Genomic DNA, 11,433 nt, shown 5'->3' with positions numbered 1-11,433 from the left:
TCGGTCAAAATCAGCAAAAATGAACATCCTTATTATCGGTTCCGGAGGTAGAGAACACGCCTTAGCACACAAGATTGTACAAAGCCCTAAATGCGAGCGGTTATTTGTTGCTCCAGGGAATGCCGGTACGGCAGCCATTGCCAAAAATGTGGCCTTAGGAGTAAGTGATTTTGAGGGAATCAAATCCTTGGTTTTGCAGGAGAAGATCGAGCTGGTTGTTGTAGGTCCAGAAGCACCACTGGTTGATGGTATTTACGATTTCTTTAAAGCAGATGAAGCGTTAAAATCAGTAGCTGTAGTTGGGCCGTCTCAAGAGGCTGCGCAATTGGAAGGAAGTAAGGACTACGCCAAGAGGTTCATGCAGCGCCACAATATTCCAACTGCGGCTTATCAGAGTTTTACTTCTGAAACACTTGAGGCTGGAAAGCAGTTTTTAGAGACGCTTAACGCACCCTATGTTTTAAAAGCCGACGGACTAGCAGCAGGGAAAGGAGTTTTGATCCTGGAAGATATCAACCAGGCAAAGCAAGAGTTGGAAAACATGCTGGCCAACCAAAAGTTTGGTGCTGCGAGTAGTACGGTAGTTATTGAAGAATTTTTGGATGGGATTGAGCTGAGCGTTTTTGTTTTGACCGATGGGAAAGATTACAAGATCCTTCCGAACGCGAAGGACTACAAGCGTATTGGAGAAGGAGATAAGGGCCTCAATACCGGTGGAATGGGAGCAGTTTCCCCAGTTCCATTTGCAGATTCGGCTTTCCTTGAAAAGGTGGAACAGCAAATTGTAATTCCTACCGTTAATGGTTTGAAAGAAGAAAATCTGACTTACCGCGGGTTCATTTTTATTGGTTTGATTAAGGTAGGAGATGATCCAAAGGTGATTGAATACAACGTGCGTATGGGAGATCCAGAGACGGAAGTAGTGATCCCAAGAATTGAGTCGGACTTAGTAGATCTTTTACTGGCAACGGATACGCAAACTCTTGGAAGCACAGCGTTTTCTGTGAATCCTCAGGCCGCCACAACAGTAATGTTGGTATCTGGAGGTTATCCAGAAGCTTATGAAAAAGGGAAAACTATTTCAGGGATTGAAAATGTAGAAGATGCGATAGTATTTCATGCGGGAACCGCAGAAAAAGAAGGTCAAGTAGTGACCAATGGTGGGCGAGTTATTGCAGTGACCGCCTTGGCAGATGATTACAAAGAGGCACTAAAAAAATCGTACCAAAATGCAGCTAAACTACATTTCGATACGATGTATTATAGAACCGATATCGGTTTTGACTTATCCTAAGAATGAGTGAGAAACCTGGCTGCGGTCTTCTTCGTTGTTTTGGTTGAAGATCTGCAATTGCTTCATCCAGTAAAAGAAAGCAACAAATCCTACCAAAATGAATAGCCAAGTTACTGTATTGGCTAACCACCAGTTTTCAAGTTCTAAAGCGCGCAACCATTCGTACGGTGCAAACGCTACGTTTTCAAAAAATGATTGAATTCCTTCAAAAAAACCTCTCCAACTCATATTTTTATATTTACTTGACAAAATTACAAATTCTCTAGATGCTCACAAGGATTTTCGCAACTTCTAAACCGTTAAATTTTCTGTGGGTTTCCCTGTATTTACTACTGATTTTTGCCTTGGATTGGTTCTACACCTGCAATCGGGGTTATGACATCTGGGCAATTTTGGAGTTCTTGTCAATGTCTGGATTGCTGATATTCAGCATCTTACTTGTTGATTTTATTGTTAGAAAAAACGAACTCTCTAAAAAGAATTCCTTTGTGGTAGTAGCCTATTCGTTCTTGCTGGCAATGATTCCTATCTCAAAATTGGAATTGACCGGTGTGGTTGCTCACGTATTGGTTTTAATGGCGATTCGGAGAATTATTAGCCTTCAAAGTCTAAAATCGGTTAAAAAGAAGCTCTATGATGCTACTTTTTGGATCGCTATTGCAGCTTTAGCCTGGTATGGTGCCGGAGGCATTTTGCTTCTGGTATTTGTGGGAGTCTTGTTGTTTGACGCGTCTGATTATCGGAATTGGCTGGTACCGTTTTTTGCTGTTCTGACCGTTGGAATCATTTATCTAGCGGGATTTTGGGTGATAAATGACCAACTGCCACAGTATTTTCAGCTTCAAGATTGGAATTTTGATCTTTCAGAATTCAAATCCATGCAAACAGCCTGGCCGGCAGCATATTTGTTGGCGCTTTCTGCCGTCGTGGTACCTGCCTATTGGTTGGGATTTCGCAAGATCATGCTGATCCGAAAAAAACGTCAACTCTTTATAGTTTTTGCGGCCATAGTGGCTTGGCTAGTCGCTTTTGGAGTGCAACCTGCACAAACGCAGTCACTCATCTTTTTGATGTTTCCTTTGGGAGTGGCCTTGGCTAACTTGACAGAGCGCAATCAGCAACGCCCCATTACAGAAATACTCTTGTGGGCCTTTCTTTTGCTGCCCTTTGCCGCCAGAACGGTCATTTAATGTATCTTTACTGCATTAAAATTTGACTATGTTTTCTGCCAAGGCAAACCCCATTTTCCAAGAAGTTATCAAGCACTATCACATTGCTGATGATGTCAACCAAGCTTTCTCGAATCCATATGACGAAAAGGAAGATCTTTTGGCGCATTTGCTGTATCGCAAATGTTGGATAGACACCGTGCAGTGGCATTATGAAGACATTATTCGCGATCCAAACATCGATCCGGAAGCAGCTTTGACCTTAAAGCGCAAGATTGACGCTTCCAATCAGGACCGAACAGACATGGTGGAGTACATTGACAGTTACTTTCTGGATAAATACAAGGATGTAGCCGTTAAAGAGGGTGCTAGAATCAACACGGAAAGCCCTGCGTGGGGTGTGGATCGACTGTCTATTTTGGCACTAAAGATCTATCATATGCGTGAGGAAGCAGAGCGCACGGACGCTACGGATGCTCACCGCGCAGCTTGCCAGAAGAAGTTGGACGTGCTTTTAGAGCAGCGTGTAGATCTTTCAACAGCTATAGATCAACTTCTAGAAGATATTGAAGCCGGAGATAAGTACATGAAAGTCTACAAACAGATGAAAATGTACAACGACGACGAGCTTAACCCAGTACTTCGCGGTCAGAAGTAAGACCTATTCTTAAATTTTGGGAGAAAAACAGCAGCATATTGCCATTTTGCGCCTTTCGGCCATGGGTGATGTAGCCATGCTCGTTCCTGCGGTGCAAGTCCTTCGTGCCAGCTACCCTGAATTGAAGATTACTGTTGTTTCTAAAGCTTTTCACAAACCGATATTTGCCGCAATTCCCGATGTTTCTTTTTTGGCTGCGGAGGTTAAAGGAAAACACAAAGGCATTTTAGGCATGTGTACCCTGGCCAAGGAATTGAAGGCATTGGGAGTGACCCATTTGGCAGATTGCCACAATGTGCTGCGTTCTAAAATGGTACGTTCCTTCATGAGCTTTAGCGGAGTTAAGCGATCAAAAATGGACAAAGATCGTGCAGCGAAAAAAGCCTTGTGCAAACCAAACAATAAAACATGGAAGCCTTTGAAATCCTCACACCAGCGATATGCGGAGGTATTGGGCGAGCTCGGTTTCCCAGTAGATTTGAATCAGTTTGTTCCCTTAGATCGTGGAGTTATACCTCAAGCGGCTTTAGAGCTACTCCAGGGATGGACCGGAAAGATCTTGGGAATAGCACCATATGCTGCATTTGGTTCAAAATCCTACTCGGAAGAGCAAATGCGTGAAGTTCTCGAACAATTAGATCAATCTAATGAACTAAAGACCCTGCTCTTTGGAGGGCCTTCGGAAAGGGAATCACTTTTAAAATTAGCTTCTGGCTTGAAACATGTCGAGGTGGTCGCAGGATTGCTCAAATTCCCCCAAGAATTAGACCTGATTTCCAATTTGGATGGCATGCTGGCCATGGATAGTGGCAATGGTCATTTGGCAGCAAATTTTGGCTTACCCGTATTCACCATTTGGGGGGTGACTCATCCTTATTTAGGCTTTGCGCCTTTTGGACAAAACGAGACCAATTGGTTGTTGCCCGACCTGGAAAAGTATCCCGCAATTCCAACTTCAGTTTACGGGAAAGATTACCCTTCTGGCTATGAAAATGCTATAAATTCCATCCCTTCTCAACAGGTTTCAGATCTTGTACTGAAAAATCTGTAATAGATTTATAATCAGGCAATTAATAATATCGGAACGTTTGTTCCGACCTTTTTAATTACGGAACAAACGTTCCATAACCCCTATTTTTGCACTTGTCTGATGGTAGGTGGGGGTCTCATCATCGATATCAAAGAGAATATATTTAAAACACTGAAAAACAGTGAGTTATTATTTATTGGAACAAATGTTCCGATAAATTACTACCTTTGGAATACCGCAAAAAACCCCCGTTTTTTCGAAAAATTGCTTTTTAATGGCCAGAACCAAACAATTTGAGGTTGAGAATGTGCTCGATGCTGCCGTGGGTCTCTTCTGGAAGAAGGGATATCACGCAACTTCTGCCAATGATTTGGTGGCCCATTTGGGGGTGAGTAGATCCAGTCTTTACGACACCTTTGGAGACAAAAGAAATTTGTATTTGCAGGCCCTACATCAGTATCGAAAAAGGATCATTGGTAGGCATCTTTATTTGATTGAAACGGCCACCGATCTTAAAGAGACCTTGGAGGCTATTTTTACCTTGATCATTGAACAGGATATAGACGATTTTCATCCTAGAGGATGCATGTTGGTAAATGCAGCAACAGAAATGGCCGCGGTAGATGAAGACGTAGCAGCAATTGTACGCGGAAATCAATGGGATTTACAAAAAGCCTGTGAGATGGCCATCAAGAAAGCTCAATATCAAAATGAACTCCGGACAGATATTGACCCTAAGAGTACGGCAGCCGCCATATACAACGCGATCATCGGCATGAGAGTCGCCTTAAAAACGGAACAGGAACAAGCTACCTTGGATGGAATTATCCTTCAGACCTTGCGTTTATTGGACTAAACGTCGTCGTAATCAATAGTTACTTGAGCTGAGGTAGCGTGGGCTTGGCAAGTAAGTACTAGACCTTCTGCAACTTCTGCATCGGTAAGAATTTGATTTTTGCGCATTTCTACGGTTCCAGAGGTAACTCTTGCAATGCATGAGCTGCAAATTCCACCTTGACAAGAATACGGCGCGTCCAAATCGTGTTTTAATGCGCTGTCAAGCACAGATTCAGCATGCGGTGCGGTGATGGTGTTAGACTCATCATCAATGATAAAAGTGATAGCCGCATTTCCATCAGGCACTTCATTAGTTGTGATCTCATCATCGTCAGAAGAAACTGTAAAACGTTCAAAATGGATGTTTTGCTCTGCCATTCCAAAATCAGCTAGGGCTTCAATAACGGTATCGATCATATCACCAGGGCCACAGACAAAGGCGTCATCAAAAGTGGTGTCCTGGTATTTATTATTCACGGTAAAACCTACTTTGCTACGATCAATGCGCCCAAAGTGATAGTTGTCTCCATCGCCACGGCTGTAGATCCATTCTATTTGCAAACGCTCCGGATATTGACTTTGCAAATCTTCAAGCACTCCTTTAAAAATAGTGCCTTCAGGAGTTTTATTTCCGTAAACCAAGACCATTTTTGTGTCTGGGCGGTTTTCCAAACAGTCAGAGATCATAGAGAGAATGGGTGTAATTCCGGAACCCGCTGCAAAAAACAAATAATTGGCAGCTTTGGATTCTGGCAGTACAAATCGCCCTTCTGGCGTAGCTACTTTTAGGGAGTCTCCGGCAGACAAAGCGGTGTTCGCATAGGTAGAAAACACACCGTTCTCTACTTTTTTGACCAAAACGGTCAGATCCCCGCTGTTAGGAGAACTGCAAATAGAATAAGCGCGACGCACTTCTTTTCTATCTATAATTGCATTGAGGTTAACATATTGACCTGCAGCAAATTGATAGTCATTACTTAAAGTGGCTGGCACTTGAAATTTTAAACTTACCGCAGTATCGGTTTGCTGTTCTACAGCTGCAATTTGGAGTTCGTGAAAGTCTGCCATGGCAATTTTTTTTGCAAAAGTACAAACGATTCTGCCAATTTGAAACATCAGAATCTGTGGAAATGCCTCATTTTTTAGGGCGAAGCCCGCAATAATTGAAAAAGAAATGTATTTTTACCCTTCTCTGGAAAAACGCATACTAAAACAGGCTTTTTTCAGTTTAGTTGATATAAAATTACACCATGTTCAAACGGGGATTTTACGGGGCCTGCGCTTTTTTGATTTGCAGCTTATGCATCATGAGCTGTTCCACAAAGAAGGACGGTTTTATCAACCGAAATTTAAATGCCGTTGCCGCGGAATACAACAAGCTTTACAACGGACAAGTGGCCTTTGATGAAGGACGCAAATCCCTTGCCGATACTTATCGTGATAACTATTGGGAAATTCTTCCTGTAGAACGCATGGAGATCTTGGAGGATGTGAGTCTGCCAGGACAATCCAAAAACCCGAATTTTGAAAAGGCTGAGGAAAAAGCCGCTAAGGCAATTCAAAAGAACTCGATGTACATCGATGGAAAAGAGCGCAATCCGCAAATGGATGAGGCCTTTATCCTTTTGGGAAAAGCCCGTTATTTTGACCAGCGTTTCATTCCAGCTTTGGAAGCCTTTAATTATGTTCTTTCAAAATATCCCACGGGAGATAAGATCAACACGGCCAAGATCTGGAAGGCCAAAGCCAACATCCGCCTAAACAATGAAGAGATCGCTATTGATGATCTAAACCGCATGATCAAGCGCGGAGAGATTGAAGATGAAGACCTCTCAGAAGCTTCGGCCATGATTGGGCAGGCGTATATCAATCTAGATACTTTAGAAGCTGCATTGCCTTACATAAAAACAGCTGCTGAGTACACCAGAGACAACGAGAACAAAGGGCGATTGCTCTACATTCAAGGGCAACTATACAACAGATTGCAATTTCCAGACAGCGCCAATATGGCTTTTGATGAGGTCATTGCGCTCAACAGAAAGACGCCACGTGTTTACATGATCAACGCCTATATAGAAAAGGCTAAGAATTTCAACTACGAGACTGGAGATAAGGTAGCTTTCTTGGAGCTACTGACTGATTTGGCCGAAAACCGAGAGAACCGTCCGTATTTGGATAAGATCTATCATCAGATCGGGGTGTATCACCAAAGCAATGACAGCATTGAGGTGGCCATGGAGTACTACAACAAATCCATCAAAGCCAACCAACAAGATGATTACCTCCAAGCGCGCAACTATGTGACCTTGGGTACTATTTTCTTTGACCGCGCAGAATATCAGACTGCAGGTGCTTATTACGACAGTACTTTGGTCAAAATGAGACCGAATACTTTAGAGTACCGACGTCTTAAGAAGAAGCGTGACAATTTAGACGATGTTATCCAATATGAGCTTGTTGCAGCAACCAATGATAGTATTTTGACTTTGGTAAATATGACTGCGGAAGAGCGTTTGGCATACTTTACCGAGTATACTGATGCGCTAAGAGCTCAAGCGATTCAAGATTCCATTGACCAAGCTAAGAACGGCGGTGATGGATTCGCCGACAACGAATTTTTTGAAGGAGGAACCGGTGAGTCCGACAAAGCAGGAGCCTTCTATTTCTACAATACTACAACGGTGGCCTATGGTAAGCAAGAGTTTAGACGCCGATGGGGTGATCGTGAGCTAGAAGATGACTGGCGCCGCTCGGACAAAAATGCTTTAGGTGCTGCAGATGAAGAAGAAGTAGCGGCAGAAGGCTTTTCCATTGGGGATGATCCGCGCTTTAAGCCGGAGACCTATCTGGCAACCATTCCGACGGAACAAGGCAAGATCGATACCTTGACCACAGACAGGAATTTTGCCTATTACCAACTCGGATTGATCTATAAAGAGAAGTTTAAAGAGTATCCTTTAGCTGCTGAGCGTTTGGAAACACTTTTGACCAAGAATCCAGAAGAACGCTTGGTGTTGCCTTCTAAATACAATCTGTATAAGATTTATAACGAGATGGGTAATGCGGACCGCCGTGATTATTATAAAAACGACATTACGGCCAATTATCCAGACTCTCGTTATGCAGAGATCATCAATAATCCGGATGCGGCTTTGGCTACGGATGAATCCAGTCCGGAGTTTAAATACAATCAACTGTTTGCCCAATTTGAGGCGTCACAATACGACGCAGTAATTGCCGGCTGTGATCAGTACATTACTACCTATAACGGTAACGAAATTGTACCTAAGTTGGAATTGCTTAAGGCTACAGCTCTTGGGCGTAGAGATGGATTTGAAGCCTATAAAAAGGCCCTGAATTTTGTCGCACTGAACTATCCGAACAGTGAAGAGGGTAAAAAAGCGCAGTTCATCTATTCAACGACTGTTCCTCGTTTAGAAGACAGCTCTTTCTTAGACAACGCGGCGAGCAACTCCTTTAAATTGGTTTACAGTTTTAAGGCTGACGAGAAAGAAGCAGCACAGACTGTTTATGATACCATCAGTTCTGCCTTGACGTATCTGAATTACCAACAAATGAGCGTTTCTAAAGACTTCTACACGCCAGAGCAGCATTTTGTAGTGGTACATGGTCTAGACAGTAAATTAGGCGCACTTGGCTTTGGAGAACTCTTGAGAGACAACAAGCGCTACAAGGTAAAGCCGGAATACTTCAGCATCAGTAGAGACAACTATAAAGTAATCCAAATACACAAAAACCTCGCTGCTTATATTGAGCAGGAGTCAACAGAGAATCCCGATTAATCCCCAATACAAAACTTATGTTTTCTGATAAAAAATCACGCCCCGGAATGGAAACCAGAACCAACCAGAACAAGATCAGCGAAGGCACTCACCTTGTGGGTGATATCAAGTCTAAAGGCGGATTCAGATTAGAAGGCTCCGTTGAAGGAAATTTGACCACTCCTGCTAAGGTTGTGGTGGGGAAAACAGGCTCGCTCAAGGGTTCGCTGCACTGTGAAAATGCTGATGTAGAAGGAAAGGTCTCTGGAACACTTACCGTTGCTGGAACCTTGACCCTACGTGCTACAGCTGTGATTGAAGGGGAGGTTTTTGCCAATAAATTGGCCGTGGAACCTGGAGCTAGCTTTAACGCCACTTGCGTTATGGGTGGTTTGACCAAAGACGCCATTGAGAACGCCTTAAGCGATTCTGCCGCAGTGGCTGGAGTACGTGCTGCCAAAAAGGGCAAGGACGTTTCTGTATCCAACTAAAGGATCAACTCGCGCCGAAGACACGGCTCATCTATACTATATAAAAAATGCCAAAGGAAAAACGGAACGGAGCACTGAAAAATTGGGCCGTCTTTTCAAGTATTGGCCTGCAAATGGGTCTGATCATCTGGCTGGGGAATTTGCTCGGCAGTTGGCTGGACTCAAAATTTAATACCACCTTCTTAGAAACCACCATCACTTTAGTTGCTATTTTTGCGTCAATGTTTTCTGTAATTCATCGCGTAAATCGGTTCAATAAAGACAATTAAATGGGTAAAAAACTAGGAATTTCATGTGCGGTCTTTGTGGCGATCCTGATAGGCGCATTTTTTTTACACACTAATTTCTTGAACGACTCGGGTCGTGAATTGCCTTTTCCACTTCAGGATATTTACATTTTCAACTCCATTTTTTCATTGGTCTTGTGTTTTGCTTTAGCAGCGCTAAGCAGAGTTCAAAAATTTGCCGATCAGCTGGGATTCCTTTACCTGGCTAGCGTTGTGCTAAAGGCTTTGGTGTTTTTAATTGTCTTTAATCCCTATTTATTTAGCGGAGAATCGTTTACAAATCTGGAGGCGATAAGTTTATTGATTCCGTTGTTTTTGTCTTTAATTTTTGAAGTCTTTTTTATTTCGAGATTGCTCAGTGAAAAAAGAGTTGCAAAAAATGAAGAATGATGCTGTTTTAAACAGAAAATAAAGCCTACCTTTGCGCCAAAATTTGGGAGTTGTTATAATAACTTCAAAAGGAAGCAATTTAGAATGAAGCTACTATCAAAAACAGTAACGACCTTTAGTCTTGTTTTTCTTATCTCGTTAACTGCATTTGCAAAGGGTGATCCTGATGCTAAGAAGGACGGTCATTCCGACCCAGTTAACACCCCAGAAGAGATCGAAGAATACATTGTACACCACACCAAAGATTCTCACGATTTTCACCTATTTACACACTTTCCTGATGGCGAAGAGAGCCACGTTGGATTCCCACTTCCTGTAATTCTTTGGGGTGAGAACGGATTGACTGCGTTTATGTCTTCTGCCTTCCACCACGATGACGAAGGGAAAGAGATCGTAGAGAAAGGCGGCAGCCGTTTTGTAAAGATCCACGGAAAGATCTACGAGCTTAACGCAGGAGCCACAACCGTTGAGTTTGACGATGCACATCACCCAACAAACGCTACGGCACCATTTGACCTTTCAATTACCAAGAGTGTTTTAGGTATCCTTTTGATCGGTCTATTAATGTTATTCTTATTTGGTCGTTTGGCCAAACAATATAAAACTCAAAAGATCCCTACTGGTTTTGCTCGTGTATTAGAGCCCCTAGTGATCTATGTAAGAGACGAAATTGCAAAACCAAACATCGGTGCTAATTACCGCAACTTTACCGGTTACCTATTAACGGTATTCTTCTTTGTTTGGATTTTGAACCTATTAGGACTTGCTCCTTTTGGATTTAACGTAACAGGACAATTAGCAGTAACTGCTGCACTAGCCATCTTTACTTTGGTAATTTACTTGGCGAGCAGTAACAAGCATTTCTGGAGCCACCAACTGTGGATGCCAGGTGTACCTTATTTGCTACGTCCTTTATTGGCTGTAATTGAATTGGCGGGAACGCTGATCATTAAGCCATTCTCGCTTATGGTTCGTTTGTTTGCGAACATCACAGCGGGACACATTGTGGTAATGAGTTTGATTGCCATCGGGATCAATATGCAGAACGACATGACAGCGGTAGGGTCAACAACCTTGTCACTAGTATTGTCTATGTTCATTACATTGATCGAGGTGCTTGTAGCATTTCTTCAGGCGTACATCTTTACAATGCTTTCAGCGTTGTTCATTGGGATGGCGGTAGAAGAGCACGAGCATCACTAAGAACGTATTTTATTTGTTTAATTATATATTTCAATTATGTCTTTAGCAATTCTTCAAGAAGCTACTTCATTGGTTCCTAACCTTGTAGGTGCTGGTTTAATCGTAATCGGTGCTGGTATTGGTCTAGGTCAAATCGGTAGAGGTGCAATGGAAGGTATCGCTCGTCAGCCAGAAGCTACTAACAAGATCCAAACTGCGATGATTATTATCGCGGCTCTTTTAGAAGGTTTGGCATTCGCGGCTATTTTCTTAGGAAAATAAGAACCTTAAGAACTACACTTTTCCTGCAACG

The 11,433-nt window shown here is 42.8% G+C and carries 13 protein-coding genes; 11 read left to right on the top strand and 2 right to left on the bottom strand.

Annotated elements, in window-relative coordinates; translation table 11 throughout:
- The first annotated feature begins 19 nt into the window (after positions 1-19).
- A complete protein-coding gene (purD, locus tag POW22_RS01990; protein ID WP_272830806.1) occupies positions 20-1,294 on the top strand; it encodes a phosphoribosylamine--glycine ligase in 1,275 nt (424 codons plus the stop codon).
- Here purD and POW22_RS01985 read toward each other — a convergent pair.
- Complete coding sequence (locus POW22_RS01985; protein WP_087523806.1) at positions 1,286-1,522, bottom strand: DUF6341 family protein; 237 nt, start codon at positions 1,520-1,522, stop codon at positions 1,286-1,288. The two genes, purD and POW22_RS01985, sit on opposite strands and share 9 nt — an antisense overlap.
- A gap of 38 nt (positions 1,523-1,560) precedes the next feature.
- On the opposite strand from POW22_RS01985, the gene POW22_RS01980 reads away from it, so the two are divergent.
- The 4 genes from POW22_RS01980 (at position 1,561) to POW22_RS01965 (ending at position 5,007) form a co-directional block, all read left to right on the top strand.
- Positions 1,561-2,484, top strand: coding sequence for a hypothetical protein (locus POW22_RS01980; protein ID WP_272830803.1), 924 nt, complete (start codon positions 1,561-1,563; stop codon positions 2,482-2,484).
- Positions 2,485-2,512: 28 nt separating this feature from the next.
- The gene (locus POW22_RS01975; RefSeq protein ID WP_272830801.1) at positions 2,513-3,121 is read left to right on the top strand and encodes a DUF4254 domain-containing protein; all 609 of its coding nucleotides are present in this window, start codon (positions 2,513-2,515) and stop codon (positions 3,119-3,121) included.
- Positions 3,122-3,137: 16 nt separating this feature from the next.
- Positions 3,138-4,172 (top strand): glycosyltransferase family 9 protein, encoded by a 1,035-nt coding sequence (locus POW22_RS01970; protein ID WP_272830799.1) that lies wholly within the window; start codon positions 3,138-3,140, stop codon positions 4,170-4,172.
- 253 nt (positions 4,173-4,425) lie between these two features.
- Complete coding sequence (locus POW22_RS01965; RefSeq protein WP_272830798.1) at positions 4,426-5,007, top strand: TetR/AcrR family transcriptional regulator; 582 nt, start codon at positions 4,426-4,428, stop codon at positions 5,005-5,007.
- Here POW22_RS01965 and POW22_RS01960 read toward each other — a convergent pair.
- Entirely contained in the window at positions 5,004-6,056 is a 1,053-nt protein-coding gene (locus POW22_RS01960; RefSeq protein WP_272830797.1) for a ferredoxin--NADP reductase, read from the bottom strand. The two genes, POW22_RS01965 and POW22_RS01960, sit on opposite strands and share 4 nt — an antisense overlap.
- A 239-nt stretch (positions 6,057-6,295) precedes the next feature.
- On the opposite strand from POW22_RS01960, the gene porW reads away from it, so the two are divergent.
- The 6 genes from porW to atpE all read left to right on the top strand — a co-directional run bounded on the left by porW (position 6,296) and on the right by atpE (position 11,402).
- On the top strand, positions 6,296-8,791 hold the full coding sequence (gene porW, locus POW22_RS01955) for a type IX secretion system periplasmic lipoprotein PorW/SprE (RefSeq protein ID WP_272830795.1): 2,496 nt from the start codon (positions 6,296-6,298) through the stop codon (positions 8,789-8,791).
- A 47-nt stretch (positions 8,792-8,838) separates the two neighbouring features.
- Entirely contained in the window at positions 8,839-9,261 is a 423-nt protein-coding gene (locus tag POW22_RS01950; RefSeq protein WP_336407697.1) for a bactofilin family protein, read from the top strand.
- 47 nt (positions 9,262-9,308) lie between these two features.
- A complete protein-coding gene (locus POW22_RS01945; RefSeq protein ID WP_272830793.1) occupies positions 9,309-9,530 on the top strand; it encodes an AtpZ/AtpI family protein in 222 nt (73 codons plus the stop codon).
- Positions 9,531-9,938 (top strand): DUF6168 family protein, encoded by a 408-nt coding sequence (locus POW22_RS01940; RefSeq protein WP_272830792.1) that lies wholly within the window; start codon positions 9,531-9,533, stop codon positions 9,936-9,938.
- 84 nt (positions 9,939-10,022) lie between these two features.
- Positions 10,023-11,141: a F0F1 ATP synthase subunit A gene (atpB, locus tag POW22_RS01935; RefSeq protein ID WP_272830791.1), complete on the top strand. Its 1,119-nt coding sequence runs from the start codon at positions 10,023-10,025 to the stop codon at positions 11,139-11,141.
- Between the two features lie 36 nt (positions 11,142-11,177).
- Positions 11,178-11,402, top strand: a complete 225-nt coding sequence (gene atpE / locus POW22_RS01930) for an ATP synthase F0 subunit C (protein WP_087523796.1) — start codon at positions 11,178-11,180, stop codon at positions 11,400-11,402.
- The last annotated feature ends 31 nt before the right edge of the window (positions 11,403-11,433 follow it).

This window comes from Gilvibacter sediminis, from assembly GCF_028561565.1.
Classification (GTDB): Bacteria; Bacteroidota; Bacteroidia; order Flavobacteriales; family Flavobacteriaceae; genus Gilvibacter; species Gilvibacter sediminis.
Note: the sequence above shows the minus strand (reverse complement) of the source record. Positions and strands in the feature narration are given on the sequence as shown.